The 25,315-nt window shown below is 76.5% G+C and carries 28 protein-coding genes; 21 read left to right on the forward strand and 7 right to left on the reverse strand.

Going from position 1 to position 25,315, the window contains the following annotated elements:
* Window positions 1-6 precede the first annotated feature (6 nt).
* Window positions 7-1,113 (forward strand): NAD-dependent epimerase/dehydratase family protein, encoded by a 1,107-nt coding sequence (locus PGN05_RS17800; RefSeq protein ID WP_419753895.1) that lies wholly within the window; start codon window positions 7-9, stop codon window positions 1,111-1,113.
* On the forward strand, window positions 1,106-2,014 hold the full coding sequence (locus PGN05_RS17805) for a lysophospholipid acyltransferase family protein (RefSeq protein WP_419753896.1): 909 nt from the start codon (window positions 1,106-1,108) through the stop codon (window positions 2,012-2,014). Before PGN05_RS17800 ends, PGN05_RS17805 begins: the two co-directional genes overlap by 8 nt.
* Window positions 2,015-2,099: 85 nt before the next feature.
* Here PGN05_RS17805 and PGN05_RS17810 read toward each other — a convergent pair whose 3' ends face one another.
* The 3 genes from PGN05_RS17810 to PGN05_RS17820 all read right to left on the reverse strand — a co-directional run bounded on the left by PGN05_RS17810 (window position 2,100) and on the right by PGN05_RS17820 (window position 4,863).
* Window positions 2,100-3,011 carry an HAD family hydrolase gene (locus PGN05_RS17810; RefSeq protein WP_419753897.1) on the reverse strand — a complete coding sequence of 304 codons (912 nt, stop codon included), beginning with the start codon at window positions 3,009-3,011 and terminating at the stop codon, window positions 2,100-2,102.
* A gap of 110 nt (window positions 3,012-3,121) precedes the next feature.
* Window positions 3,122-4,255, reverse strand: coding sequence for a DUF5667 domain-containing protein (locus PGN05_RS17815; protein ID WP_419753898.1), 1,134 nt, complete (start codon window positions 4,253-4,255; stop codon window positions 3,122-3,124).
* The gene (locus tag PGN05_RS17820; protein ID WP_419753899.1) at window positions 4,252-4,863 is read right to left on the reverse strand and encodes a sigma-70 family RNA polymerase sigma factor; all 612 of its coding nucleotides are present in this window, start codon (window positions 4,861-4,863) and stop codon (window positions 4,252-4,254) included. Before PGN05_RS17820 ends, PGN05_RS17815 begins: the two co-directional genes overlap by 4 nt.
* 200 nt (window positions 4,864-5,063) lie before the next feature.
* Here PGN05_RS17820 and PGN05_RS17825 point away from each other — a divergent pair, with 200 nt between their 5' ends.
* From PGN05_RS17825 to PGN05_RS17895, 15 genes are all read left to right on the forward strand, one after another.
* The gene (locus PGN05_RS17825; protein ID WP_419753900.1) at window positions 5,064-6,596 is read left to right on the forward strand and encodes an AMP-binding protein; all 1,533 of its coding nucleotides are present in this window, start codon (window positions 5,064-5,066) and stop codon (window positions 6,594-6,596) included.
* On the forward strand, window positions 6,593-6,865 hold the full coding sequence (locus PGN05_RS17830) for a glutaredoxin family protein (RefSeq protein WP_419753901.1): 273 nt from the start codon (window positions 6,593-6,595) through the stop codon (window positions 6,863-6,865). Before PGN05_RS17825 ends, PGN05_RS17830 begins: the two co-directional genes overlap by 4 nt.
* A gap of 211 nt (window positions 6,866-7,076) precedes the next feature.
* Complete coding sequence (locus PGN05_RS17835; RefSeq protein ID WP_419753902.1) at window positions 7,077-7,739, forward strand: redox-sensing transcriptional repressor Rex; 663 nt, start codon at window positions 7,077-7,079, stop codon at window positions 7,737-7,739.
* Window positions 7,736-9,091, forward strand: coding sequence for a glutamyl-tRNA reductase (locus PGN05_RS17840; RefSeq protein ID WP_419753903.1), 1,356 nt, complete (start codon window positions 7,736-7,738; stop codon window positions 9,089-9,091). Before PGN05_RS17835 ends, PGN05_RS17840 begins: the two co-directional genes overlap by 4 nt.
* A complete protein-coding gene (hemC, locus tag PGN05_RS17845; protein ID WP_419753904.1) occupies window positions 9,088-10,023 on the forward strand; it encodes a hydroxymethylbilane synthase in 936 nt (311 codons plus the stop codon). Before PGN05_RS17840 ends, hemC begins: the two co-directional genes overlap by 4 nt.
* 85 nt (window positions 10,024-10,108) lie before the next feature.
* A complete protein-coding gene (locus PGN05_RS17850) occupies window positions 10,109-11,656 on the forward strand; it encodes a uroporphyrinogen-III synthase (protein ID WP_419753905.1) in 1,548 nt (515 codons plus the stop codon).
* Window positions 11,657-11,729: 73 nt separating this feature from the next.
* The gene (gene hemB, locus PGN05_RS17855) at window positions 11,730-12,707 is read left to right on the forward strand and encodes a porphobilinogen synthase (RefSeq protein WP_419753906.1); all 978 of its coding nucleotides are present in this window, start codon (window positions 11,730-11,732) and stop codon (window positions 12,705-12,707) included.
* A complete protein-coding gene (locus PGN05_RS17860) occupies window positions 12,704-13,198 on the forward strand; it encodes a hypothetical protein (protein WP_419753907.1) in 495 nt (164 codons plus the stop codon). Before hemB ends, PGN05_RS17860 begins: the two co-directional genes overlap by 4 nt.
* Window positions 13,195-14,568: a glutamate-1-semialdehyde 2,1-aminomutase gene (hemL, locus tag PGN05_RS17865; RefSeq protein WP_419753908.1), complete on the forward strand. Its 1,374-nt coding sequence runs from the start codon at window positions 13,195-13,197 to the stop codon at window positions 14,566-14,568. The genes PGN05_RS17860 and hemL overlap by 4 nt, the downstream gene beginning before the upstream one ends.
* Entirely contained in the window at window positions 14,568-15,218 is a 651-nt protein-coding gene (locus PGN05_RS17870) for a histidine phosphatase family protein (RefSeq protein ID WP_419753909.1), read from the forward strand. The genes hemL and PGN05_RS17870 overlap by 1 nt, the downstream gene beginning before the upstream one ends.
* The gene (locus tag PGN05_RS17875) at window positions 15,215-15,808 is read left to right on the forward strand and encodes a TlpA family protein disulfide reductase (RefSeq protein ID WP_419753910.1); all 594 of its coding nucleotides are present in this window, start codon (window positions 15,215-15,217) and stop codon (window positions 15,806-15,808) included. The genes PGN05_RS17870 and PGN05_RS17875 overlap by 4 nt, the downstream gene beginning before the upstream one ends.
* Window positions 15,808-16,629: a cytochrome c biogenesis CcdA family protein gene (locus tag PGN05_RS17880; RefSeq protein WP_419753911.1), complete on the forward strand. Its 822-nt coding sequence runs from the start codon at window positions 15,808-15,810 to the stop codon at window positions 16,627-16,629. The genes PGN05_RS17875 and PGN05_RS17880 overlap by 1 nt, the downstream gene beginning before the upstream one ends.
* A gap of 73 nt (window positions 16,630-16,702) precedes the next feature.
* Window positions 16,703-18,376: a cytochrome c biogenesis protein ResB gene (gene resB, locus PGN05_RS17885; protein ID WP_419753912.1), complete on the forward strand. Its 1,674-nt coding sequence runs from the start codon at window positions 16,703-16,705 to the stop codon at window positions 18,374-18,376.
* Complete coding sequence (gene ccsB / locus PGN05_RS17890; RefSeq protein WP_419753913.1) at window positions 18,366-19,307, forward strand: c-type cytochrome biogenesis protein CcsB; 942 nt, start codon at window positions 18,366-18,368, stop codon at window positions 19,305-19,307. The genes resB and ccsB overlap by 11 nt, the downstream gene beginning before the upstream one ends.
* Window positions 19,308-19,485: 178 nt before the next feature.
* Window positions 19,486-19,728, forward strand: a complete 243-nt coding sequence (locus PGN05_RS17895) for a hypothetical protein (protein ID WP_419753914.1) — start codon at window positions 19,486-19,488, stop codon at window positions 19,726-19,728.
* 103 nt (window positions 19,729-19,831) lie between these two features.
* Here PGN05_RS17895 and PGN05_RS17900 read toward each other — a convergent pair whose 3' ends face one another.
* Complete coding sequence (locus PGN05_RS17900; protein ID WP_419753915.1) at window positions 19,832-20,053, reverse strand: hypothetical protein; 222 nt, start codon at window positions 20,051-20,053, stop codon at window positions 19,832-19,834.
* Here PGN05_RS17900 and PGN05_RS17905 point away from each other — a divergent pair.
* Both PGN05_RS17905 and PGN05_RS17910 read left to right on the forward strand, forming a co-directional pair.
* Window positions 20,052-20,609, forward strand: coding sequence for an Lrp/AsnC family transcriptional regulator (locus tag PGN05_RS17905; RefSeq protein WP_419753916.1), 558 nt, complete (start codon window positions 20,052-20,054; stop codon window positions 20,607-20,609). The genes PGN05_RS17900 and PGN05_RS17905 overlap by 2 nt on opposite strands.
* A complete protein-coding gene (locus PGN05_RS17910) occupies window positions 20,593-20,913 on the forward strand; it encodes a DUF4229 domain-containing protein (RefSeq protein WP_419753917.1) in 321 nt (106 codons plus the stop codon). The genes PGN05_RS17905 and PGN05_RS17910 overlap by 17 nt, the downstream gene beginning before the upstream one ends.
* Before the next feature lie 25 nt (window positions 20,914-20,938).
* Here PGN05_RS17910 and PGN05_RS17915 read toward each other — a convergent pair whose 3' ends face one another.
* From PGN05_RS17915 to menE, 3 genes are read right to left on the reverse strand one after another with little or no spacing between them, the layout of a single operon-like run.
* Window positions 20,939-21,568 (reverse strand): GPP34 family phosphoprotein, encoded by a 630-nt coding sequence (locus PGN05_RS17915; RefSeq protein WP_419753918.1) that lies wholly within the window; start codon window positions 21,566-21,568, stop codon window positions 20,939-20,941.
* Between the two features lie 17 nt (window positions 21,569-21,585).
* Window positions 21,586-22,464 carry a 1,4-dihydroxy-2-naphthoate polyprenyltransferase gene (locus tag PGN05_RS17920; RefSeq protein WP_419753919.1) on the reverse strand — a complete coding sequence of 293 codons (879 nt, stop codon included), beginning with the start codon at window positions 22,462-22,464 and terminating at the stop codon, window positions 21,586-21,588.
* Complete coding sequence (gene menE, locus PGN05_RS17925; RefSeq protein WP_419753920.1) at window positions 22,461-23,588, reverse strand: o-succinylbenzoate--CoA ligase; 1,128 nt, start codon at window positions 23,586-23,588, stop codon at window positions 22,461-22,463. The genes PGN05_RS17920 and menE overlap by 4 nt, the downstream gene beginning before the upstream one ends.
* 87 nt (window positions 23,589-23,675) lie before the next feature.
* Here menE and PGN05_RS17930 point away from each other — a divergent pair, with 87 nt between their 5' ends.
* Together PGN05_RS17930 and PGN05_RS17935 are read left to right on the forward strand one after the other, a co-directional pair.
* On the forward strand, window positions 23,676-24,623 hold the full coding sequence (locus PGN05_RS17930; RefSeq protein WP_419753921.1) for an o-succinylbenzoate synthase: 948 nt from the start codon (window positions 23,676-23,678) through the stop codon (window positions 24,621-24,623).
* The coding region (locus tag PGN05_RS17935; protein WP_419753922.1) for a thiamine pyrophosphate-binding protein at window positions 24,620-25,315 on the forward strand (696 nt) is incomplete at its 3' end. The genes PGN05_RS17930 and PGN05_RS17935, both read left to right, overlap by 4 nt.

The raw sequence follows: 25,315 nt of genomic DNA on the forward strand, positions 1-25,315 counted from the left end.
ACGCTCGTGCCGCCCGCGGTCGTCCTGGTCACCGGTGTGAGCCGGTGGCTCGGCGGAGCGCTGGCGGCCGAGCTGGCTCGGGACCCCGCCATCGAGCGGGTCATCGGGGTGGACACGGTCCCCCCGTCACCGGAGGTCCTCCGCCGGCTCGGCCGTACCGAGTTCGTGCGGGCCGACATCCGCAGCCCGTTGATCAGCAAGGTCATCACGACGGCCTCGGTCGACACGGTCGTGCACATGAACATCAGCTCCACGCCCGCCGGCTCCGGCGGGCGGGGGCCGATGAAGGAGCTCAACGTCATCGGCACGATGCAGCTCCTGGCCGCCTGCCAGCGCGCGCCCTCGGTCCGCCGGTTCGTGCTCAAGTCGACCAGCGCCGTGTACGGCGCCTCCTCGCGCGACCCCGCCGTCTTCACCGAGGCGATGCAGGCCCGCCGCATCCCCGCCGGCGGCTTCGCCAAGGACAGCCTCGACATCGAGGGCTACGTCCGGTCCTTCTCCCGGCGCCGTCCCGACGTCGGCGTGGTCGGCCTGCGCTTCACCAACTTTATCGGCCCGCGCATCGACTCGCTGCTCACGCACTTCCTGCGCATGCCGCTGGTGCCCACGGCCCTGGGCTACGACGCCCGGGTGCAGCTGCTGCACGAGGACGATGCCCTCGCCGTGCTGACCCGCGCCACGACCGGGGACTTCACCGGGACCGTGAACGTCGGCGGGGAGGGCACCCTCCTGCTCTCCCAGGTCATCCGCCGGCTGGGGCGGCTGCAGGTGCCGTTGCCCTCCTCGACGCTCGGCTCGCTCGGCCGGCTGACCCGGCGGTTCGGCTTCGTCGACTACTCACCGGAACAGATGCGGTTCCTCAACTTCGGTCGGGTGGTGGACACGACGGTGCTCCGCGAGGAGTTCGGCTACACGCCGCGGTACACGACGGCAGATGCCCTGGCCGACTACGCGGCGACGATCTCGCCGGTCATCCCGCCGGACCTGGTCCGCGGCGCGACGGGCCGGGTGCAGGACCTCGTCGCGCGGGTCGGCTCGGCGGCGGGGTCGGTGGGGGAGCGGCTGCGGCCGGCTCCCGCCGCACCGGGGCTGCGGGCGGTGCGCGATGCCTGAGGCCCGCGTCATCCGGCTGCGCCCCGAGGACGAGGAGCCCCCGATCCCGCCGTCGTCGTCGGCGAGCTGGGAGGACCAGGTCGCCGGGGGGCTGGAGTTCCTCCGCCGCCGGCTGACCGGGGACTACGAGACCGACGAGTTCGGCTTCGACCCCGACCTCACCGACCACGTGCTGCTGCCGCTGCTGCGCCCGCTGTTCTCCCGCTGGTTCCGGGTGGAGACCCACGGCGTGGAGCACGTGCCCGACACCGGCGGCGGCCTCGTCGTCGCCAACCACTCGGGCACCCTGCCGATCGACGCGCTCATGACGACGGTGGCGCTGCACGACGACCACCCGGCGCGCCGGCGGCTGCGGCTGCTGGGTGCCGACCTCGTCTTCGAGCTGCCGTTCGTCGGCACCGTGTCCCGCAAGATGGGCACCACGCTGGCCTGCAACGAGGACGCCGAGCGCCTCCTCACCGGCGGCGAGCTGGTCGGCGTCTTCCCCGAGGGCTTCAAGGGCATCGGCAAGCCGTTCCGCGAGCGGTACACCCTGCAACGGTTCGGGCGGGGCGGTTTCGTCACAGCCGCTCTCCGGACCGGGGCGCCGATCATCCCGTGCGCGATCGTCGGGGCGGAGGAGACCTATCCGATGATCGGCAACGCCAAGACCATCGCCCGGCTCCTCGGCCTGCCCTACTTCCCGATCACGCCCACGTTCCCGGCGCTCGGGCCGCTCGGGCTGCTCCCGCTGCCGTCGAAGTGGCTGATCGCGTTCGGGGAGCCGATCGAGACGGCGTCCTACGGCCCGGCCGCGGCCGAGGACCCGATGCTGGTGTTCAACCTGACCGACCAGGTGCGCGAGACCATCCAGCAGTCGCTCTACCAGCTGCTGCTGCAGCGCAAGTCCGTCTTCGGCTAGCCGTCCCTCGAGGTGGTGGAAGCTGTTCCTGCGTCAGGCGGTCCTGGACGCAGGCACAGCGTCCGACACCGCGGAGGAGCGCGCGTCAGAAGGGCCAGCGGTTGCGGCGGCGCAGCGCGACCGCGCCGCCGACCAGGCCGCCGGAGAGCGCGGCGGCCGCCACCGTCGGGACGCCGATCTTCGCGGCCTTGCGCCCGGTGCGGAAGTCCCGGATCAGCCAGCCGCGGGAGCGGGCGACGGCGCGCAGCTCGGTGTCGGGGTTCACCGCGACCGCCGTCCCGGTGAGGGTCAGCATCGGCAGGTCGTTGGAGCTGTCGCTGTAGGCGGTGCACCGGGAGAGGTCCAGGCCCTCCCGCTCGGCCAGCGCGCGCACCGCCTCGGCCTTGGCCTCCCCGTGCATGAGCTCGCCGACCAGCCGGCCGGTGTAGTGCCCGTCGACCACCTCGGCGACGGTGCCCAGGGCGCCGGTCAGCCCCAGCCGGTGGGCGATGATGCGGGCGAGCTCCACCGGGGTCGCGGTGACCAGCCAGACCCGCTGACCCGCGTCGAGGTGCTGCTGGGCGAGCACGCGGGTGCCGGCCCAGATCCGGTCGGCCATCAGCTCGTCGTAGATCTCCTCGCTCACCGCGACGATCTCGTCGACCGGCCGGCCGGCGACGAAGGCCAGCGCGTTCTCCCGGATGGTGTGCATGTCGTCGGCGCTCTCGTTGCCGGCGACGCGGAACTTGGCCTGCTGCCACACGAACAGGGCCAGGTCGCGGGCCCGGAAGTACTTGCGCGCCGCCAGGCCCCGGGCGAACCAGAACAGCGAGGCGCCCATCATCATCGTGTTGTCGACGTCGAAGAACGCCGCGGCGGTGAGGTCCGGGACGATGGCCGGGGGCGGCTCGACCTCCGCGGCGGCGGCCGAGGCCGCACCGGCGACGTGGGCCCGGGTCTCCTCGTCCGGCAGTTCCGCCCGGCGGGCCCGGCGGCCGAGGAAGGGCACTCCCGGCACGACGACCTCCCCCTGTCGACCCGGCGCCGCCCCGGACCGAGGGACGGGAGGGCAGCGGCGACCTGCGCCCCGACCCTAGTGGCGCCTCGTCCGGGCGGTCGCCGTGGGGTTCAGCAGACCAGCAGCGGGATGCAGATCGGCAGCGGGGTGTCGATCAGCGGGGGAGCGGTCGGCCGCGGCAGCGACGGAACGCCCGGTGGCGGACCCGCCGGCGGCAGGGGAAGTGCCGGAGGGCGCTCGGCGGAAGGCGCCGGCGGCACCGGCGGCACCGGTGCAGCCGGCGTCCCGGCCCCGGCGGGCGGACCGGGGGTCCCGGCACCGGACGGCGGTGCGGCCGCGTCGGGAGCGGGAGCCGCCGGGGTACTCGGGGCCGCGGCGCTCCCCGGGGCGGGGGCCGGCGCAGCCGGCGTTCCCGGAGCGATGTCCTGACGGGGCGTGGGCGTCGCTTCGTCCCCTGGGCAGGGCACCGGCAGCGGGCCCAGCTCGTCCGCGCCGTCGACTGCCGAGCCCCCCGGACAGGCCAGCGCGGCCTGCAGCCCGCCGGCCCGCTCGGTCACCGCGGCCAGCAGCTCCAGCGACCCCGCCGTCGCGTCCACCGCGCCGTCCGGGACGTCGGCCTGCAGCGCCACCAGCCCGGCGCTCTGCTCTGCGGTCCAGGCGGCCAGCTCGTCGATCGGGGCGGCGCTCCCGCTGCGCACCGCCTCCCCGGTCAGCAGGGCGGTGCCCTCGGTGGTCTGCGCGTCCATCGTGTGCAGCAGGTCGACGACGGCGGCGGTGCGCCCGGTCCCGTTCAGCGCGTCCAGCTCGGTGAGCCGGGTCGCGGCGAACTGGAGGAGCGTCAGGCCGCGGTCGTCCCCGGCCAGCGCGAGCCGGGTCTGCTCCGTTCCGCGCTTGACGCCGTACAGGACCTCGCCGGGCCCCGCGTCGGCGGCGCCGGCCACCAGCCCCGCCGCCGCGACGACCGTGAGCGCCGCTCCGGCCAGTCCGGCGGTCAGCCGGCGACGCCGGGCCGGCGCCGGACCGACGTCGGCGGGGACGGCCAGCAGCCGCCGCAGCCGCGAGCGCGGTGCCGGTGCCGGTGCGGGTGCACGCACCGCGGCCATGGCCACGAGCCGGGCCCGGGTGGCGGCCCGGAAGGCGGGTTCGGGCGCGTCGTCCAGGCGGGCGGCCAGCGCGCAGAGCTCGGCGACGACGGCCGCCTCCCGGTCGCGCAGGCCCCGCGGCGCGGTGTCCGGCCCGCTCATCGCAGCCCCTCCGGGAGCAGGGCGGCCAGCCGGCGGACGGCCCGGTGGGTCAGGGCCTTGACCGCGCCGTCCTTCTTGCCCATGACCTCGGCGGTCTCCGCGACCGACAGGCCGTGCAGGAAGCGCAGCGAGATGCACTCCTGCTGCTCGCCGCCCAACTGGCGGACGCAGGACAGGAGTTGCTCGGCGACCAGTTGCGCGACGACGGCGTCCTCGGGACCGTCGGTGGCCCGGTCGGCGTCGCGCATGTCGGCGGTGCTGACCTCCAGCCGGTGGCGGCCGCTCTTCACGTGGTCGAGGACCAGGTTGCGGGCGATGGTGAGCAGCCAGGCGCCGACGTCGCGGCCCTGGTAGGTGAGGGTGTCCAGGCGCCGCAGCGCCCGGACGAAGGTCTCGCTGGTGAGGTCCTCGGCGAGGGCCCGGTTGGCCAGCCGGTGCAGCAGGTAGCGGTACACCGTCCCGACGTAGTGGTCGTAGAGCCGGCCGAACGCCTCCGCGTCCCCGTCCTGCGCGGCGCGCACCAGCGCCCAGACGTCCACCTCGACCGCCGCCACCTCGGCGACGGCGGCCTCGGCGAGGGCGCCGTCGACCGGCTGCGACAGGGGCATGCGGGCGTCGGACCTCCTCCTCTGCCCGCGAGAGCCGCCTCGGCTCCCCCCGGGCGCGCCGGCCCGTCGGGGCGGCGCGCGGTGCTGCGGGGCGCTGCCCATGGTGACAACATCGCGGCAGCCCGTCCACGATCCGGTGACCCAGTGTGTCGCGTCGGTTTCTGCGGGTGGCCAGAACCGCTCCACCCGAGGAGATGTGCGTGACCGAGGCCGGCACGTCCCTGCCCGCCCTCGTCCGGGCCGCGGCCCGCGACCGCGGCAGCGCGCCGGCGGTGGTCGCGGGGGACGAGCGGCTGACCTGGGCGGAGCTGGACGCGCAGGTCGACCGGGCCGCGGCCGGCTACGCCGCGCGCGGCCTGGCCGCCGGGGAGCGGGTGGCCGTGCAGCTGCCCAACGGGACCGACTGGCTGCGCGCCACGCTGGGCGCGCTGCGGGCGGGGCTGGTGGTCGTCCCGGTCAACACGGCCTACACCGATCCCGAGCTCGAGCACGTCCTCGGCGACAGCGGCGCGGCGCTGCTCGTCGCGGGCGGCGACCGGCCGCCGGTCGCCGGGGTGCCGGTCTCCCCCGGGCCGCCGGCGGACGACGCCACGCCGCCGGAGGTCCCCGAGGACCCCCACCGGCCGGCCTTCCTCGCCTACACCAGCGGCACCACCGGCCGGCCGCGCGGCGCCATCCTGTCCACGGCCGCCCTGCGGGCCAACCAGGAGCAGTGCCTGGCGCTGACCCCGCCGCCGGTCCGCCCCGACGACCGGGTGCTGCTCGCGCTCCCGCTCTTCCACGTCTACGGGCTCAACGCCGGGTTCGGGCTGGTCGCGGCCACCGGGGCCTGCGCCGTCCTCGTGGACTCCTTCGACCCGGCCGGGTCGCTGGCGCTCATGGCGAGCGAGGAGGTCACCGCCGTCCCCGGGGCGCCGCCGATGTACCAGGCCTGGCTGGCCGCCGCCGACGCCGCGGGCTCCGACGTCGCCCTGCGCCGCGCCTTCGCCGCCGTCCGGATCGCCACCTCCGGTGCCGCGCCGCTGCCCGCGGAGGTCTGGACGGCGATGCGCGAGCGGGCCGCGGTCACCGTCTGGGAGGGCTACGGGCTCACCGAGGCCTGCCCGGTGGTGGCCAGCACCCTGGCCGGCGGCCGGGCCAAGCCGGCCTGCATCGGCCGCCCGCTCCCCGGCGTGGAGCTGCAGCTGCGCGACACCGCGCAGCGCGAGCCGCGCGAGGACGACGGAGCCTCCGACGGTGACGGCGCCGAGGACGGCCCCGGTGAGATCTGGGTGCGCGGGCCCAACCTCTTCTCCGGCTACTGGCCCAACGGCGCAGGGGGCCCCGACCGCGACGGCTGGCTGGCCACCGGCGACCTCGCCTACCCCGACGAGGACGGCGACCTGCACCTGGTGGACCGGCGCAGCGACCTGATCCTGGTGAGCGGCTTCAACGTCTACCCGGCCGAGGTCGAGCGGGTGCTCGACCTGCACCCCGCGGTCGCCGAGAGCGCGGTCATCGCGGTGCCCGACCCGCGTACCGGCTCGGCCGTGCGGGCCGTGGTCGCGCTGCAGCCGGGCCGCTCGGTCACCCTCGAGGAGCTGCGCGCGCACGCGGCGGCGTCCCTGGCCCGGTACAAGGTGCCGACGTCGGTACACGTGCTGGACACCCTCCCGCACTCGCTCACCGGCAAGGTGAGCCGCGCCCGGCTGCGCGAGCTGGGCCTGACCCGCCCCGACGAGGAGGCGTCGTGACCCCGCCCCGGCTGCAACTGCTCACCCGGCAGGACTGCCACCTCTGCGTCACCGCGGCGACCACCCTCGCGGAGATCGCCGCGGAGGCCGGCCTGACTCCCGCGACGGTGGACGTCGACGCCGACCCCGACCTGCAGGCGGAGTACGGCGACCGGGTGCCGGTCGTGCTGCTCGACGGCCAGGAGCACTCCTACTTCACCGTGGACGTGCCGCGCCTGCGCCGTGACCTGGGACTGACCGGCGGACGTCGGCGGACCGGCCCGGGCTGAGGCCCTCGGGGCCGGATCGGGGCGGTGCGCTATGGTCTCCACCACAGGAGCCCCCGTATGGGCTGGTCGTCGCGCCAGCGACTTTGTTCCTGCGTTCACAAGCGGTTACCGTGGCTGACGCCGGGCGGTCACCCGCCCGGGTTCCCGATGTCGTCCGACCCTCGCCGGCACCCGCCGGACGTACGGGCGCGACCGCTGTGGAGTAGAGCCCGTGTCGCAGCCCCGGCCCCGGATCCCGGAGGCCACCGTCGCCCGCCTGGCCGTGTACCTCCGGGTGCTCACCGGCCTCGCCGACGGCGGCCGCAGCAACGTCTCCTCCGGTGAGCTCGCCGCCGCCGCGGGCGTCAACCCCGCCGGCCTGCGCAAGGACCTCTCCCACCTCGGCCCCTGCGGCGTGCGCGGGGTCGGCTACGACGTGGGCACCCTGCGCGACCGCATCGCCCGGGTCCTCGGCGTCGAGCGGTCCCGCGCCTGCGTGCTGGTCGGGATCGGCAACCTCGGCACCGCGCTGGCCGACTACGCCGGGTTCGGCAGCCGCGGCTTCCGCTTCGTCGGCCTGTTCGACGCCGCGCCCGCCCGGGTGGGGCAGCGGATCGGCGGGCAGCCGGTGCGCCCCATGGACGAGCTCGACGAGGTGGTCGCCACGACGGCGGCCACGATCGGGGTCATCGCGACACCGGCCGAGGTCGCCCAGTCGGTCTGCGACCGGCTGACCGCGGCCGGGGTGAGGAGCATCTTGAACTTCGCACCCGTGGCGCTCACGGCGCCCGCGGACGTCGACGTCCGCCAGGTGGACCTCTCCGTGGAGCTGCAGGTCCTCGCCTTCCTGGGCCAGCAGCGCGGCGGCGCCGAGTCCGTGGAGGTGCTCGCATGACCCTCCTGGCCGTCGGTGTGAGCCACCAGACCGCGCCCGTGGCCCTGCTCGAGCAGTTCGCCATGGGCCATGACGACACCGTCAAGGCCCTGCACGAGCTGGTCGGCACCGACCACGTGACCGAGGCCATCGTGCTGGCCACCTGCAACCGGGTCGAGGTCTTCGCCGAGGTCGACCGGTTCCACGGCGGCGTGACGGAGGTCAGCCGGGTGCTGGCCCGCCAGGCCGGCGCGACGGTGGAGGAGCTCTCGCCCTACGTCACCGTCCACTACGAGGACCAGGCCGTCACCCACCTGTTCACCGTGGCCGCCGGGCTGGACTCGATGGTCGTCGGCGAGACCCAGGTGCTGGGCCAGCTGCGCGCCGCCTACGCCCTGGCCCGCGAGCAGGGCACCGTCGGGCGCGGGCTGCACCCGGTCGCCCAGCGCGCGCTGCGGGTGGGCAAGCGGGTGCACACCGAGACCGGCATCGACCGGGCCGGTGCCTCGCTGGTGTCGGTCTCCCTCGACCACGCCGAGGACCGCATCGGCCCGCTGTCCGGCCGCCCGGTGCTCGTCGTCGGCGCCGGCTCGATGGGCGCGCTGGCGGCCACGACGCTGGCCCGCCGCGGCGCCGCGGTCACCGTCAGCAGCCGGACGCCGGCGCACGCGCAGCGCCTGGCCACGTCGGTGGAGGGCCGCGCCGCCGACCTCGTCCGGCTGCCCGAGGAACTCGCGGCCGCCGAGGTGCTGGTGACCTGCACCGGCGCGCGCGGCATCGTGGTGGGCACCGAGGTGGTCACCCGCGCCGTGGCCGGCCGCGACGGCCGCCCCCTGGTCGTGATCGACCTGGCCCTGCCCCGGGACGTCGACCCCGGCGTGGCGGCGCTGCCCGGCGTGCACGTGGTCGACCTGGCGCTGCTGCAGGGTGAGCGGACCGCGGCCGGGGAGCACCCGGCCGGTCCGGTCGCCGCCGACGACATCGCCGCGGCGCACGCCCTCATCGAGGCCGAGACGGCGCTGCTCCGCGCCGAGCGACAGGCCGCCGCGGTCGCCCCGACCGTCTCCGCGCTGCGCAGCCAGGCCGCCGAGGTCGTGGACGCCGAGCTGCTGCGGCTGTCGACCCGCGTGCCCGACCTCGACGCGCGCGCCCGCAACGAGGTCGCCCGCACGGTGCGGCGGGTCGTGGACAAGCTGCTGCACGAGCCGACGGTGCGGGTGAAGGAGCTGGCCAGCGCCCCGGGCGGGGTCGACTACGCCGACGCCCTGCGCGCGCTGTTCGGCCTGGGCATCGACGCCCCCGTCGTCGCCGAGCGGTCGAACCTGGCCGAGGCGGTCACCGTCGACCCCGACGAGCTCGGGAGCCAGGCGTGACGACGACCACCTCGACCCTGCGGCTCGGCACCCGCGCCAGCCAGCTGGCGACCACCCAGTCGCGCACCGTCGCCGACGCCATCACCGACGCCAGCGGCGTCCCCGTCGAGCTGGTGCCCATCAGCACCGAGGGGGACCGCTCCGCGGCCGCGATCGCCCAGCTCGGCGGCACCGGCGTCTTCGTGGCGGCGATCCGCCAGGCGCTGCTCGAGGGCACCGTCGACGTCGCCGTCCACAGTTACAAGGACCTGCCGACCCTGCCGGAGCCCGGCCTGACCATCGCCGCCGTGCCGCCCCGGGAGGACCCCCGCGACGCGCTGGTCGCCCGCGACGGGCTCACCCTCGGGGAGCTGCCCACCGGCGCGCGGATCGGCACCGGCGCACCCCGGCGGGTCGCCCAGCTGCGGGCCCTCGGCCTGGGCCTGGAGGTCGTGCCGATCCGCGGCAACGTCGACACCCGGATGGCGCGGGTGGTGCCGGGCGACCTCGACGCCGTCGTGCTGGCCCGGGCCGGGCTCAGCCGGCTCGGCCAGCTGGACGCCGTGACCGAGACCCTCGACCCGCTGCAGGTGCTGCCCGCTCCCGCGCAGGGCGCGCTGGCCGTGGAGTGCCGCGCCGACGACGTCCGCACCCGGGAGCTGCTCGCCGCCCTCGACGACGCCGCCACCCGGGCCTGCGTGGTCGCCGAACGCACCACGCTGGCCGCGCTCGAGGCCGGCTGCAGCGCGCCGGTCGCCGCCTACGCGGAGCTGGCCGAGGGCGACGACGGCCGCGAGCTGTTCCTCCGCGCCTCGGTGACCGCGCTCGACGGCAGCGACGGCGTCCGTGGCTCGGTCACCGGCCCCCCCGACGACGCCGAGCGGCTCGGCCGCGCGCTCGCCGTGGACCTGCTCGACCGCGGCGCGGCCGAGCTCATGGCGGCCGCCCGATGACGTGCCCTCCTGGACCGGGCAGCAGGCCCCGGTCCCACCGACCCCCGCACACCCAGGCCCCCAGGGCTCAGAACAGGAGCACGCGATGACGCGCTTCCGCAAGCAGAACGGGACGGCCGGCAAGGTCGTCTTCGTCGGCGCCGGCCCGGGCGACCCGGGCATGCTCACCGCCCGGGCGACCGCGGCGCTGGCCGAGGCCGACGTCGTCCACGTCGACCCCGACGTCTCGGCGGCCGTCGCCGACGCCGTCCGCGACCAGCGGCCCGAGCTCGAGCTGACCCCGGTCACCGGCGAGCCGGCGGAGGTGGCCAAGGCCGCCGTCGCCGCGGCCAAGGGCGGTGCCACGGTCGTCCGGCTGGTCGCCGGCGACCCGTTCACCTCCGACGGCGTGGTCAAGGAGGTGCTGGCCGTCGGCCGCACCTCGGTCGGCTTCGACGTCGTCCCCGGTGTCGCCCCGGCCACCGCCGTCCCGGCCTTCGCCGGTGTCGCCCTCGGCGGCACCTCGGTCACCGCCGACCTGCGCGGCGGGGACGTCGACCTCGCCGCCCTCGCCGGTGCGGCGTCCGGCCTCGGCGCGCCGCTGGTGCTCTCGGCGAACGCCGAGGAGCTGCCCGACGCCGCCGCGCGGCTGGTCGAGGGTGGCCTGTCCGGCAGCACGCCGGTGGTCGTGACCACCGGTGGCTCGGGTACCGGGCAGAAGAGCGTGACCGCCAAGCTGGCCGCCGTCGCGGAGAAGACCGCCGGGCTGGACGCCGTCACCGGCCCCGTCGTGGCCACCGTCGGCTCGGCCGTCGACAAGCGCGCCAAGCTCTCCTGGTGGGAGAGTCGGCCGCTGTTCGGTTGGCGGGTGCTGGTGCCGCGCACCAAGGACCAGGCCGGCGACATGAGCGACCGGCTGCGGGGCTACGGCGCCGTGCCGGTCGAGGTGCCGACGATCGCCGTCGAGCCGCCGCGCAGCCCCGCCCAGATGGACCGCGCCATCAAGGGCCTGGTCACCGGCCGCTACGGCTGGATCGTGTTCACCTCGGTGAACGCGGTGAAGGCCGTGCGCGAGAAGTTCGCCGAGCTGGGCCTCGACGCCCGCGCCTTCGCCGGGGTCAAGGTCGCCTGCGTGGGCGAGCAGACCGCCGCCGCGGTGCAGGCGTTCGGCATCGCGCCGGAGCTGGTGCCCACCGGGCAGCAGTCCAGCGAGGGCCTGCTGGCCGACTTCCCCGAGTACGACGACGTGCTCGACCCGATCAACCGGGTGCTCCTGCCGCGCGCCGACATCGCCACCGAGACCCTCGCCGCCGGCCTGGTCGAGCGTGGCTGGGAGATCGACGACGTCACCGCCTACCGGACCGTCCGCGCCGCTCCGCCGGCCGCCGCTGTCCGCGAGGCGATCAAGGGCGGCGGCTTCGACGCGGTGTGCTTCACCTCGTCGAGCACCGTGCGCAACCTGGTCGGCATCGCCGGCAAGCCGCACGCGAAGACCGTCGTCGCGGTGATCGGCCCGCAGACCGCGGCCAGTGCCCAGGAGTTCGGCCTGCGGGTCGACGTCCAGCCGGAGACCGCCGCGGTGGGCCCGCTGGTCGACGCGCTCGCCGAGTTCGCCGCGGCCCGCCGCGCCGAGGAGGAGGGCGAGGGCAAGTGAGCGAGCTCGCGAGCTCACCCAGGGACGCAGCAGTGCCGCGAACGCGGCCGACGAGCGCCAGCGAGGAGGCGAAGTGAGCGAGGGCTTCGCGCGCGGGCGCCGGCTGCGGTCGACGCCCGCGCTGCGGCGGCTGACCGCCCAGACGCGGCTGGCCCCCGCCGACTTCGTGCTGCCGGTCTTCGTCAAGCAGGACATCGCCGAGCCGCAGCCGATCAGCTCGATGCCCGGCGTCGTCCAGCACACGCTGGACTCGCTGCGCAAGGCCGCGCACGAGGCGGCCGAGGCCGGCATCTCCGGGCTCGTGCTGTTCGGCATCCCGTCGGACAAGGACCCGGTCGGCTCGCAGGCCGACGCCGCCGACGGGATCGTCAACGTCGCGCTGCAGCAGCTGCGCGCCGACCTGGGCGACGAGCTGGTGCTCATGGCCGACCTGTGCCTGTGCGAGTACACCGACCACGGGCACTGCGGCGTCGTGACCCCGGCCGGCGTCGTCGACAACGACCCGACGCTGGACCGCTACGCCGCCGTCGCGGTCGCCCAGGCCCAGGCCGGCGCCCACCTGGTGGCCCCCAGCGGGATGATGGACGGCCAGGTCGCCGCCATCCGCGCCGGCCTGGACTCCGCCGCCTTCACTGAGGTGCCGATCCTCGCCTACGCGGCCAAGTACGCCTCGGGCTTCTACGGCCCGTTCCGCGAGGCCGCCGAGGGAGCGCCGCAGTTCGGCGACCGCTCGAGCTACCAGATGGACCCGCCGAACGCCGACGAGGCGCTGCGCGAGGTCGCGCAGGACCTCGCCGAGGGCGCCGACGCCGTCATGGTCAAGCCCGCGCTGCCCTACCTGGACATCGTCGCCCGGGTCGCCGACGCCGTCGACGTCCCGGTCAGCGCGTACCAGGTCAGCGGCGAGTACGCGATGGTCGAGGCGGCCGCGGCCCACGGCTGGGTGGACCGGCAACGGGCCGTCCTGGAGACGCTGACCGCCATCCGGCGGGCCGGGGCCGGCACGGTCCTCACGTACTGGGCGGTGGAGGCCGCGCGCTGGCTCCGATGAGCCGCTACGTCGAGCCCGGGGGTTCCTGGCGGCCGTTCTGGCTGGCCGCCGGCGTCTTCGGGCTCCTCGTCGCCGGAGAGCTGCTGCTGCCCGGGCAGCGGGTCCCGGCCCTCCTCTTCACGCTGGCCGGGTGCGGGCTCGGTGGCGTCCTCGGCCACACGCTGATGGCCCGCCGGGCCTGGACGCTCCGGGTCGACGCCGAGGGCGCCGACGCCGGGCTCACCGTCGGCCGGGAGCGGGTGCCGCTGGCCGACGTGGACGCCGGGCACCTGCACGCCGTCTCGGCGGGGCGGGCCGGGGTGGACGCCGGCGCGCCCGTGCTCGGCGGCGGCTCGTCCGTGCCGCGCGGCCGGGCCGGGCTGCCGCTGCGGCTGACCGACGGCCGCACCGTGCTCGTCCCCACCCGCGACCCGGCCGCGCTGACCACCGCACTGCTCGACGCCGTCCCCGAGGACGGCACCACAGGGAGGAAGGGGACACTGGGCTCGTGACCTCGCTGGACAGCCCCCCGTACGCCTACGAGGCCCCGACGTCGGCCGACCTGTACGCCCGCGGCCGGCGGGTCACCCCGGGCGGGGTGAACAGCCCGGTGCGCGCCTTCCAGGCCGTCGGCGGCACCCCCCGCTTCATGGTCTCCGGGTCGGGCCCGTACCTCACCGACGCCGACGGACGCCGCTACGTGGACCTGGTGGCCTCCTGGGGGCCGCTGATCCTCGGGCACGCCCACCCCGCGGTCGTCGAGGCGGTCACCGCCGCGGCCCGCCGGGGCCTGACCTTCGGCGCCCCCACCGAGGGCGAGCTGGAGCTGGCGGAGGAGATCATCGACCGGATGCCCCCGGTGCAGCGGGTGCGGCTGGTCAACTCCGGCACCGAGGCGGTGCTCTCGGCGGTCCGCCTGGCCCGCGGCGTCACCGGCCGGCCGCTGCTGGTGAAGTTCGCCGGCTGCTACCACGGGCACGTCGACGCGCTGCTGGCCTCGGCCGGCTCCGGCGTGGCCACCCTCGGCCTGCCCGACACCCCGGGCGTCACCACCGGGGCGGCCGCCGACACCGTCGTCCTGCCCTACAACGACGTGGCCGCGGTGGAGGCCGTCTTCGCCGAGCGCGGCGCGCAGATCGCCGCGGTCATCAGCGAGGCCGCGGTCGGCAACATGGGCGTCGTCCCGCCGCTGGACGGGTTCAACGCCGAGCTGCGGCGGATCACCGCCCAGCACGGCGCGCTGCTCGTCCTCGACGAGGTCATGACCGGCTTCCGCGTCTCCCGCTCGGGCTGGTACGGCGTGGACCCGGTCGACGCCGACCTGTTCACCTTCGGGAAGGTCATGGGCGGTGGCCTGCCCGCCGCTGCGTTCGGCGGCCGCGCCGACCTCATGGACCACCTGGCCCCGGCCGGGCCGGTGTACCAGGCGGGCACGCTGTCGGGGAACCCGGTCGCCGTCGCCGCCGGCCTGGCGACGCTGCGCGCCTGCACCGACGAGGTCTACGCCCGCTGCGACCAGGTGGCCGGGATCCTGCGCGGGGCGGCCAGCGCGGCCCTGTTCTCCGCCGGGGTGCCGCACCGCGTGCAGCAGGCCGGCTCGATGTTCTCGGTGTTCTTCGTGCCCGACGGGCGGCAGGTGCGCGACTACGACGACGCCCGGTCGCAGGACGCCGCCCGCTACACCGCCTTCTTCCACGCCATGCTCGCCCGCGGGGTGTACCTGCCGCCCTCGGCGTTCGAGTCGTGGTTCGTCAGCGCCGCGCTGGACGACGCCGCCGTCGAGCGGGTGCTCGACGCGCTGCCGGCGGCCGCCCGCGCCGCCGCCGCGGTCGAACCGGCCGCGGCCCCGCCGGCCGAGGACCCGGCGGAGGCGAGCACCTGATGACCGAGCGGACCGTCGTCCACCTCCTGCGGCACGGGGAGGTCTTCAACCCGGACAAGGTGCTCTACGGCCGGCTGCCGGGCTACCGGCTGTCCGAGGCCGGCGAGGGGATGGCCCGCACGGCCGCGCGCTGGTTCGCGGACGGGGCCTCCCCCCACCCGCCCATCACGCACCTGGTCTCCAGCCCCCTCGAGCGGGCGCAGCAGACCGCCGCACCGATCGCCGAGGCGCTGTCCCTGCCGGTCGCGATCGACGACCGGCTGATCGAGGCCAGCAACCTCTTCGAGGGGCTGCGGGTCGGCGTCGGCGACGGCGCCCTGCGCATGCCGCAGCACTGGTGGAAGCTGCGCAACCCGCTGCGACCGTCGTGGGGCGAGCCCTACGTCGAGATCGCCGCCCGGATGCTGGCCGCGGTCGAGGCCGCCCGGGACGCCGCGCGCGGGTCCGCGGCGGTCTGCGTCAGCCACCAGCTGCCCATCTGGACGGTGCGACTGCACCTGGAGGGACGCCGCTACGTGCACGACCCGCGCCGCCGGCAGTGCGGGCTGGCCAGCGTCACCTCGCTGACCTACGAGGGCGACCGCTTCGTGAGCCTGACCTACGCCGAGCCCGCCGGCGCCACCGACCCCGACGCGGTCCCCGGGGCATGAGGTCCACCCGCCGACGACGCTCCGCCGGTGCGGCCGTGGCCGGGGCGCTGCTCCTCGCCGGCTGCTCCACCGGGTCGGGTGCCGTCGACGTCAACAACGGCGGCGAGTTCCGCTTCGTGGCCGGCACCCCCGACGGGGAGGTCATCCCGGAGCCGGAGCGCGCCGCGGCACCCGACTTCTCCGGCACCCTGCTGGGCGGGGGCGGGTTCGACTCCGCCGAGCTGGCCGGCGAGGTCGCCGTCCTCAACTTCTGGGGCTCGTGGTGCCCGCCCTGCCGGGTGGAGACGCCGCAGTTCCAGGAGGTCTACGCCGACGTCCGGGACCGGGGCGTGGCCTTCCTCGGGCTGAACGTCAAGGAGACCAGCGAGCAGTTCGCCCAGGCCTTCGTCGACAGCGAGGGCATCGAGTTCCCCTCGCTCTACGACCCGCGCGGCGAGGTCGCGCTGGCCTTCCGGGACTACCCGGCCAACGCGATCCCGTCCACGATCGTGCTGGACCGGGACGGCCGCGTCGCCGCCGTGTACACCGGTGAGGTGGCGCAGGAGGACCTGCGCGCGGTGCTCGACCGGCTGCTGGCGGAGGAGGGCTGATGGGGGAGACGTTCAGCGCCCTCGTCACCGACGGCCCGCTGCTGGTCGCCGCCGCGGTGGCCGCGCTGGTCGGGCTGGTCAGCTTCGCCTCGCCCTGCGTCCTGCCGCTGGTGCCCGGCTACCTGTCCTACGTCACCGGCCTCGCCGGCACCGGTGCCCGTTCCCGGGCCGCGGTGCCCGCCGGCGGCGGCGGGACCGCGACGCAGGTGCGCACGGACGTCGACGAGCGCTCCCCGCGCGGGCGGATGGTGCTCGGCGCGCTGCTGTTCGTCCTCGGCTTCACCGTCGTCTTCGTCGCCTTCGGGGCCGCGTTCGGCGGGCTGGGCCGGCTGCTCCTGCAGCACGCCGACGTCCTCACCCGCGTGTTCGGGGTCGTCACGATCGTCATGGGCCTGGCCTTCCTCGGCTGGCTGCCCGTCCTGCAGCGGACCGCCCGCCTGTCCACCCGCCCCGTCGCCGGGCTGGCCGGGGCGCCGCTGCTGGGCGTCGTCTTCGGCCTCGGGTGGACGCCGTGCCTCGGGCCGACGCTGGCCGCGGTCAACTCCCTGGCCTACGTCGAGGCGACCGCCGGCCGCGGCGCGCTCCTCGGCGTCGCCTACTGCCTCGGCCTCGGCGTGCCGTTCGTGCTGGTCGCCCTCGGCGCGCGGTGGGCCCTCGGGGCGACGTCGGTGCTGCGCCGGCACGCCCGCACCGTCACCCGCGCCGGCGGGGCGCTGCTGGTCGTCGTCGGCGTCCTGCTGGTCACCGGCGCGTGGACCGAGATGATGGGCTGGCTGCGGTCGTGGCTGGCGGCGACGGGGTTCGGGGAGTCGGCCCTGTGACCGAGCTCGCGAGGTCACCGATGGGCACAGCACGACTCGGCGCGGCTGCGACGAGCGCCAGCGGGGAGCTGTCGTGACGACCACCGCCCCACCGCGGCCGGCCGCGGCCCCGCAGCCCCCTGCCGGCCCCACCGCCGGCCGGCGGGCGCTGGACGTGTGGCTGCGCTGGTGGCGCCGGCTCACCGCCATGCGCACGGCGATCGTCCTGCTGCTCCTGCTGGCGCTGGCCGCGATCCCGGGCTCGCTGCTGCCGCAGCGGTCGCTCAACCAGAGCAACGTCACGCAGTACTTCGCCGACCACCCGACGCTCGCGCCGGTCCTCGACCGGCTCTACCTGTTCGACGTCTTCAGCTCGCCGTGGTTCGCGGCGGTCTACCTGCTGCTGTTCGTCTCGCTCATCGGCTGCGTCGTCCCGCGGCTGGTCGAGCACGCCCGCGCGCTGCGCGCCGCACCCCCGCCGGCGCCGCGCCGGTTGCTGCGGCTGCCCGACTCCGCCGAGCTGCCCTCCCCGCTGGACGGCGCCGCCACCCTCGACGTGGTCGAGGAGGAGCTGCGGGTCCGCCGGTACAAGGTGGTGCGGCGCTCCGGCGGTGCCGAGGCCGCCGGGTCCGGCGGGGCCGGCGCCGAGCTCTCCGCGGAGAAGGGCGCCTGGAAGGAGACCGGCAACCTGCTGTTCCACCTCTCCCTGGTGGCGCTGCTGCTCGGCCTGGCCGGCGGCAAGCTCTGGGGGTACGAGGGCAGCATCCTGGTCACCGAGGGACAGGGCTTCTGCAACTCCTTCCAGCAGTACGACACCTACTCCGCCGGGCCGCTGGTCGAGGGCAGTGACCTCACGCCGCTGTGCGTCGACCTCGAGGACTTCCGCGCCGAGTACGAGGAGGACCTGACCGCCGCCTCGTTCACCGCCGACATCCGCCACGGCGCACCCGGCGAGGAGGGCCGGCCGACGACGATCGGCGTCAACGACCCGCTGCGCATCGACGGCGACCGGGTCTACGTCACCGGTCACGGCTACAGCCCGCGCTTCACCGTCACCCTCCCCGACGGGCGCACCTTCGAAGGCGTCTCGGCGCCGTTCCTGCCGGCCGACCAGACGACCATGGCCAGCGAGGGCGCGCTCAAGCTGCCCGACCTCGGCGCCGGCGTCGAGGACCAGCTGGCCATCGAGGGCTTCTTCGCGCCGACCGGCGTGCTGCAGGGCGGCATCCTCACCTCGATCGACCCGCGGCCGCTCAGCCCGCAGGTCGCGATCATCGCCTACCGCGGCTACCTGGGCCTGGACTCCGGGCTGCCGCAGTCGGTGTACTCGCTGGACCAGAGCCAGATCGAGCGGGGACGGCTCACCGAGGCCGGCCGCGCCAACCTCGCCGTCGGGGAGACCCTGACCCTCGACGACGGCACGGCCATCACCCTCGACGGCTACGCGCAGTTCGCCGCGCTGCAGTTCTCCCACGACCCCGGGCAGGCCTGGGTGCTGGCGGCCGCGATCAGCCTGCTGCTGGGCCTGCTCGCGCTGCTGCTCCTGCGCCGCGAGCGGTTCTTCGCCCGCGTCGGACCGGCCGCCGACGGCGGCGGTACCGTGCTCACCGTCGGCTCGCTGACCCGGGGCGGCGGAGAGAGCGCCACCCGGTTCGCCGAGCTGACCGGCCACCTGCGGACGGCGCTGGACGCCCGCGCTCCCGCACTCCCCGCCCCGCTCCCGGGCGGGCCCGCACCGGAACCGGAGGTCCCCCCGCGTGACCGTTGACCAGTCGCTGGCCGACCTGTCGGACACCCTGTTCTCGATCGCCGTCGCGCTGTACTCGGTGGCCGTGGTCGCGTTCTCCGCGCAGCTGGCCTTCGGCCGCCGTCCGGCCGCCCGGGAGCTCGTCGCCGCCGGCGCCCCCGCGGACCGCCCGGCGCCCACCCCGGCCGAGCCGACGTCCGCGCGCTGGGGGCTGGTCGGTCTCGCCGTCACCGCCCTCGGTGCGCTGGTGCACGCCGCCGTCCTGGTGACCCGTGGGATGGCCGCCGACCGGCTGCCCTGGGGCAACATGTACGAGTTCGCCACCGCCGTCGTCCTCGTCGGTGTGGTGGCCTACCTCGTCCTGGCCGTGCGGACGCCGCAGGTCCGCACCATCGGCGCGTTCGTGCTCGCCCCCGTGGTGATCTCCCTGGTCGCGATCGGGCTGTTCCTCTACACCGAGACCGGGCCGCTGGTCGCGGCCCTGCGCTCGAGCTGGCTGGCCGTGCACGTCTCCAGCGCGATCCTCGGCTTCGGCATCTTCTTCGTCAGCGGCATCGCCAGCGTGCTGTACCTGCTCGAGGTGCGGCACGAGGCCCGCGGCGGCGACGCCGGCACCTCGGTGCTCTCCCGGCTGCCCGCCGCGGTCACGCTGGACCGGGTCGCCCACCGCACCGCCGTGTTCGGCTTCCCGATCTGGACCTTCGCCGTCATCGCGGGCGCGATCTGGGCCGAGAGCGCCTGGGGCCGGTTCTGGGGCTGGGACCCCAAGGAGACCTGGGCCTTCATCGCCTGGGTCGTCTACGCCGGTTACCTGCACGCCCGGACGACGGCCGGCTGGCGCGGCCGCCCCGCGGCGTGGGTCAACGTCATCGGCCTGGTCGTCATGGTGTTCAACCTGCTGTACGTGAACATGGTGTCCACCGGCCTGCACAGCTACGCCGGGGTCAACTGATCCGCCTGGGTCTGGTGTGCCGCGTGCACCCTCCCTCCGGGTGACACGCGCGTCGTCCCGGTGCGCGGCAGCGTGACGCGGCCCACCGCCGCGTGCTTCCATGCGCGCATGCAACAGAACCGGGGGGTTCTCCGTGGGTAGGCACTCCGCCGCCGACGGCGCCTCTGTGGACCCGGTCGTGGCCGCAGCGCTCGCCCGTCGGCCGGTGGACGTGCCGTCCGGGCGGCACGGGGACCTGCGTGCCGAGAGCACCCAGGGCAACGTCGGGTGGCCGGCGCCGGACGTCGAGCCGCCCTCGGGCGGCAGCACCGGCTGGCCGGGCGGCATGCCGGAGCCCGCCCGTCAGCAGACGCCGGGCGCGACCGCGGTGCCGGCCCGACCGCGCGGCTGGCGCCGGCTGTTCGGCGCACGGGCGGCCTGACGAAGGACCCCACTGCCCCCCGCCACTCGCAGGCTCGTGGCGGGACCCTGCAGTGGGGCCGTCGGACCGCTCGCGAGGTCGCGGCGGGCCCGGGAACGAGGCCTCAGGCGGGGGAGCCGTCGTCGCGCCGGGCGCGGCGCTCCAGCTCGCGCAGGAACTCCGGGTCGTCGTCGGGCGCGACGGGCCGGACGTCGCGCTGCGGCCGGGGCCGCGGACGCTGCGGCGCGCGCCCCCTCCCCGCTCCGGGACCGCCGGCCGCCGAGGCCGCGCGCATCACCAGGACGACCACCGCGATCGCCACCACCAGCACCACCAGGAAGGCCATGGCCGTCCACCCCCTCGCCGTCGAGCCGGTCGGGCCCGGATGCACTCCACAGTACGTCCGCGGCGATACTCGACGGCGGCAGTCCACCGGCCCGCGAGGGGAGAGCGCCATCGACGCCGTCGACCGGCGACTGATCGACCTGCTGCGGGCCAACGGGCGGGCGAGCTACGCCGAGCTGGCCCGGCAGGTCGGGCTCTCCTCGCCCGCGGTGCACGAGCGGGTCGGCAAGCTCGAGGCCGCGGGGGTCATCCTCGGCTACGAGGCGATCATCGACCCGCCGTCCGTGGGGCTCGACGTCACCGCCCTGGTCAGCGTGATCGAGAGCGACTCGGTGGACGACACGGGCCTCGAGGAGGCGCTGCGGGTCATGCCGGAGGTGGAGGACTGCTGGCGGGTGGCCGGCAGCGAGGGCTACGTGCTGAAGGTGCGCGTGACCGACATCCCGGCACTGGAGGCGGCCATCAGCGCGTTGAACAGGATCCGGGGCGTCGCCCGGACCAGGACGACCGTCGTCCTGAGCACGAAGTGGGAGGGCCGCCATGGCCGAGGAGGCTGAACCGACGGTGCCCGGCGCGCCGACCGGGGGACCCGCGGCGCCGCCGCGCATCGCGCCGTGGTTGCTCGTGTACACCGTGGGCCGCTTCGCCATCGCGGCGGCGCTGGTGCTGCTGCTGTGGTGGCTCGGCCTGGACTTCTGGTCCGGGGCGCTGTTCGGCCTGCTCCTGTCGATGCCGGTGTCCTACCTGCTGCTGCGGCCCTCACGGGAGCGGCTGACCGAGGGGCTGGCCGCCCGCAGCCTCGCCCGCCGGCAGGCCAAGGAACGGCTGAACGCCCGCCTCAGCGGCGACGAGACCGCCTGAGGGAGGACCCCTGCAGGGTCCTCTCTCAGCCGGGGATGTTCAGGTCGGCGATGGTCATCCGGCCGACCGACCCGTACCAGGCGCGCGCCGCCTCGATCGCCGCAGCGGCCGCCCCGACCACCCAGGCGGCGTCCCCGCTGGCGGTCAGCAGGTCCTCCCGGATGTCGTCGAACCGCCCGCCCCGCAGCCCGGCCACGCCGGCGATGACCGCGGCCGCGGCCAGCGACGGCGCCGACCCCGGGCCGGCCTCATCGAGCGCCGCCGAGACCGCCGCGCGCGACAGCGCCGGGTCCGCGGGGCGGTACCGGTCGCCGCGTCGCCACCAGTGCGGCCGCAGCGGCTCCCAGACGCCCTCGGCGACCAGCGCGCGCGCCACCTCGGCGAGGTCCGGCCGGCCCTCCTGGACGACCTGGTCCAGCGACCGGTCCGGCGGGCCGACCAGCTCGCGGGCGACGGCGTCGGCCAGCGGGTCCCCGGACGGCACCACGTCGACGGTGACGGCGTCCTCGGTCTCGGTGAGCCGGCCGGCCAGCGCCAGGTCGGCGAGCAGCCCCGCCCGCACGGCCGGCCCGGCCCACCGGGTCCCGGTCAGGCGGCCGTCCCGTTCCAGGCAGAGCAGCGCCAGGTGCCGGCCGACACCCTCCGCGGAGGTCATGCCGGGAGGGTAGGGCCTCAGCCGCTCAGTGCGAGGCCGGCGCCGAGCAGGACGCCGGTGACCAGCGTCAGGACCCCGGTGCCCTGCAGCGCGCCGATGAGTGCGGGGCCACACCCGCCGGTCAGCACCGTGCGCGCGGGAGGCACCGCCAGCGGGACGGCGAGCAGCGCGACGAGCACCGCCGGCCGCACCACCCCGATCGCCGCGACGACGGCGAACGCGACGACGAACAGTGCCGCGAACGCGACGCGGGTGCTGCGGTCGCCCATCACCACGGCCAGCGTGCGCTTGCCCACGGCGGCGTCCCCGTCGAGGTCGCGCAGGTTGTTCACCACCAGCAGGGCCACGATGAGCAGGCCGATCGGCACCGACGCCGCCACGGCCAGCCCGTCGACCGACCGGGTCTGCGCGAACGCCGTCCCGACCACGGCGACCAGGCCGAAGAACACGAAGACGAACACCTCGCCCAGCGCCCGGTAGCCGTAGGGCAGGGGACCGCCGGTGTAGGTCCAGGCCGCGAGGATGCAGACCGCGCCCACGGCCACCAGCCACCAGCTCGACAGGGCCGCCAGCGCGAGCCCGGCCACCCCGGCGACGGCGAAGGCCAGCACCGCCGCGACCAGCACCTGCCGAGCGGTGGCCGCGCCCGAGCCGACCAGCCGCATCGGCCCGACGCGCACGGTGTCGGTGCCGCGCTTGCCGTCGGAGTGGTCGTTGGCGTAGTTGACCGCCACCTGCAGCGCGAGCGCCACGACCAGCGCGAGCAGCGCCGGGACCGGGCGGAAGCCGTCGAGCGCCGCGGCCGCCCCGGTGCCGACGAGCACCGGTGCCACCGCGGCGGGCAGCGTGCGGGGCCGGGCGCCGGCCAGCCACTGGGCGGGGGTGGCCATGGTCATGCCTCCTGGAGGGTCGCGGCCACGCCCCGGCGGTCGGGCTTGCCGGTGTGCAGCGTGGGGACGGCGGGGATGCGGTGCAGCTCGCGCGGCGCGGCGGGGGCGCCCAGCCGCTCGGCGACCCACGGGCGCAGCGCGGCGAGCTCGGGCTCGGCGCCGGGCGCGGGGACGACGGCGGCCACCACCCGCTGCCCCCACTCGGCGTCGGGCCGGCCGAACACGACCGCGTCGGCGACGTCCGGGTGCTCGCGCAGCACGCCCTCCACCGCCTGCGGCGCGACGTTGACGCCGCCGGTCACCACGACGTCGTCCAGCCGGCCGTGCACGGTGAGCCGGCCGGTCGCGTCGAGCGAGCCGGCGTCGCGGGTCCGGAACCAGCCGCCGTCGAACGCGGCCGCGGTGCCCTCGGGGTCCAGCCGGTAGCCGAGCGCGAGGACCGGCCCGGCCAGCTGGACCCCGTCGCCGGTCACCCGGACCCGCACGCCGTCCAGCGGCTCCCCGTCGTAGACGCACCCGCCGGCGGTCTCCGTCATGCCGTAGGTGGTCACGACGCCGACGCCCGCCCCGCGGGCCCGCGCCAGCAGCGCGGGGTCGGTCGCGGCGCCGCCGACCAGCACCGCGTCGAGGGCGCGCAGCGCGTCCGGCTCGGCGTCCAGGTACCGGCGCAGCTGGGTCGGCACGAGCGAGGCGTAGCGCCGGCCGGCCGGCATGCGGCCGACCGCGGCGGCCAGCGGCTCGCCCCGGATCAGCACGGTCGGCTCGGTGCCGGCCAGCACCGACCGGCACAGCACCTGCAGCCCGGCGACCGCCGACACCGGCACGGCCAGCAGCCACGCCCCCGGCCCGCCCAGCCGGCGCAGCGTGGCCTCGCCGGAGGCGCGCACCGCCGCAGCGGGGAGCAGCACGCCCCGGCCGGCGCCGGTCGAGCCGGAGGTGACCACGACGAGGTCGGCGCCGGGCTCCAGTGGCTCCTGCGGGCGCAGCAGCGCCCGGGCCGCCTCGGCCGCGGCCGGCGGTCCGGCCGGGACCACGGCGAGCGGGACGGTGCCGTCGAGGGCCGCGCGCAGGTGGGGGACCAGCGCGAGCGGGTCGGCGGGCGCGGGCACGAGGGTCAGGTGCCGGGCCACGAGATCCCAGGGTAGGGACCCTCCTGCCGCTCTGGACTCCCAGCCTGGCGGCGGGGCCCTGCCGGAGGGCCGGATTAGGCTGCTCCCGTGGCGGACGCGGCGGGGATCGACGCCGTCCGCGTCTGGTCGGTGCCGATGCGCACCCGGTTCCGCGGCCTCGACGTCCGGGACGGCGTGCTGGTGCGCGGCCCGGCCGGCTGGGGCGAGTTCTCCCCGTTCTGGGACTACGACGTCGCCGAGAGCCGCCGCTGGTGGGCCGCGGCGGTCGAGTCGGCCGTGGCGGGCTGGCCGCCGCCCCTGCGGGCCACCGTGCCGGTCAACGTCACCGTGCCCGCGGTCGGGGCCGACCGCGCGCACGCGCTGGTCGCGGCCTCCGGCTGCCGCACCGCGAAGGTCAAGGTCGCCGAGCCCGGGCAGACCCCCGCCGACGACCTGGCCCGGGTCGAGGCGGTGCGCGACGCCCTCGGCCCGGACGGCGCGATCCGGGTGGACGCCAACGCCGCGTGGGACGTCGACACCGCGGTGGCCCGCGTCCGCGAGCTGGACCGCGTCGGCCTCGAGTACGTCGAGCAGCCCTGCGCCGGCCTCGACGAGCTCGCCGCGCTGCGCCGACGGGTCGACGTCCGGATCGCCGCGGACGAGGCCGTGCGCCGCTCTGCCGATCCGCTGCGGGTGGACCTGCGCGAGGCCTGCGACGTCGTCGTCCTCAAGGTGCAGCCGCTGGGCGGCGTGCGGGCCGCGCTGCGGGTCGCCGAGGCGCACGGCCTGCCCTGCGTCGTCTCCTCGGCGCTGGAGTCCTCGGTCGGCATCGCCGCCGGCCTGGCGCTGGCCGCCGCCCTGCCGGAGCTGCCGTTCGCCTGCGGGCTGGCCACCGTCGCGCTGTTCCGCGGCGACGTCACCAGCACCCCGCTGTTGCCGGTGGACGGCGCACTGCCGGTCCTCCGGGTGGCGCCCGACCGCCTCGGAGACGCCGCGGCCGACCCCGCCACCGAGGCCCGCTGGCGGGCCCGGCTCGCGGCCGTGACCGCCGCGTGAACCCGTCCACCGCGTGCGCGCGGGTGCTCGTCGACGAGCTGGTCCGCGGCGGCGTCACCGACGCCGTCCTCGCGCCCGGCTCCCGGTCCGCACCGGTCGCGCTGGCCCTGTTCGAGGCCGAGCGGGCCGGCCGGCTGACCCTGCACGTGCGCATCGACGAGCGGACGGCGTCCTTCCTCGCCCTCGGCCTGGCGAGGGCGTCCGGCCGCCCGGTGCCGGTGCTCACCACCTCGGGGACGGCGACCGCCCACCTGCACGCCGCCGTGCTCGAGGCCGACGCCGCCGGGGTGCCGCTGCTCGCGCTCACCGCCGACCGCCCGCCGGAGCTGCGCGACACCGGCGCCAACCAGACCATCCACCAGCCGGGCCTCTACGGCGGTGCGGTGCGGGCCGCGGTCGACGTGGGGGTCCCCGAGCCCGGGCGGGAGGCGGCGCAGAACCGCTACTGGCGCTCGCTCGTGGCCAAGGCGCTGCTCGGAGCCCGCGGCGTGCTCTCCGGCGACCCCGGGCCGGTGCACCTCAACCTGCCCTTCCGCGAGCCGCTGCTCCCCGACGACGCCGCCCCCGCCGAGCTCCCCGAGCCGTGGGCCGGCCGCCCCGGCGGCGCGCCGTGGACCAGCGGGACCGGCGGGCCGCCGCCGGTCGCGGAGCTCCCGGCCGGCCCGGCGCGCACGCTGGTCGTCGCCGGCGAC

It is taken from the genome of Geodermatophilus sp. CPCC 206100, assembly GCF_048569675.1.
Taxonomy (GTDB): Bacteria; Actinomycetota; Actinomycetes; order Mycobacteriales; family Geodermatophilaceae; genus Geodermatophilus.

Bases quoted from the DNA above. Each gene is read 5' to 3' on its own strand.
- PGN05_RS17805 (WP_419753896.1), top strand. From the start codon at position 1,106: ATGCCTGAGGCCCGCGTCATCCGGCTGCGCCCCGAGGACGAGGAGCCC.
- PGN05_RS17815 (WP_419753898.1), bottom strand. From the start codon at position 4,255: ATGAGCGGGCCGGACACCGCGCCGCGGGGCCTGCGCGACCGGGAGGCG.
- PGN05_RS17820 (WP_419753899.1), bottom strand. From the start codon at position 4,863: ATGCCCCTGTCGCAGCCGGTCGACGGCGCCCTCGCCGAGGCCGCCGTC.
- PGN05_RS17840 (WP_419753903.1), top strand. From the start codon at position 7,736: ATGACCCTCCTGGCCGTCGGTGTGAGCCACCAGACCGCGCCCGTGGCC.
- PGN05_RS17850 (WP_419753905.1), top strand. From the start codon at position 10,109: ATGACGCGCTTCCGCAAGCAGAACGGGACGGCCGGCAAGGTCGTCTTC.
- PGN05_RS17860 (WP_419753907.1), top strand. From the start codon at position 12,704: ATGAGCCGCTACGTCGAGCCCGGGGGTTCCTGGCGGCCGTTCTGGCTG.
- PGN05_RS17870 (WP_419753909.1), top strand. From the start codon at position 14,568: ATGACCGAGCGGACCGTCGTCCACCTCCTGCGGCACGGGGAGGTCTTC.
- PGN05_RS17875 (WP_419753910.1), top strand. From the start codon at position 15,215: ATGAGGTCCACCCGCCGACGACGCTCCGCCGGTGCGGCCGTGGCCGGG.
- PGN05_RS17880 (WP_419753911.1), top strand. From the start codon at position 15,808: ATGGGGGAGACGTTCAGCGCCCTCGTCACCGACGGCCCGCTGCTGGTC.
- PGN05_RS17905 (WP_419753916.1), top strand. From the start codon at position 20,052: ATGGCCGTCCACCCCCTCGCCGTCGAGCCGGTCGGGCCCGGATGCACT.
- PGN05_RS17900 (WP_419753915.1), bottom strand. From the start codon at position 20,053: ATGGCCTTCCTGGTGGTGCTGGTGGTGGCGATCGCGGTGGTCGTCCTG.
- PGN05_RS17910 (WP_419753917.1), top strand. From the start codon at position 20,593: ATGGCCGAGGAGGCTGAACCGACGGTGCCCGGCGCGCCGACCGGGGGA.
- PGN05_RS17915 (WP_419753918.1), bottom strand. From the start codon at position 21,568: ATGACCTCCGCGGAGGGTGTCGGCCGGCACCTGGCGCTGCTCTGCCTG.
- PGN05_RS17920 (WP_419753919.1), bottom strand. From the start codon at position 22,464: ATGACCATGGCCACCCCCGCCCAGTGGCTGGCCGGCGCCCGGCCCCGC.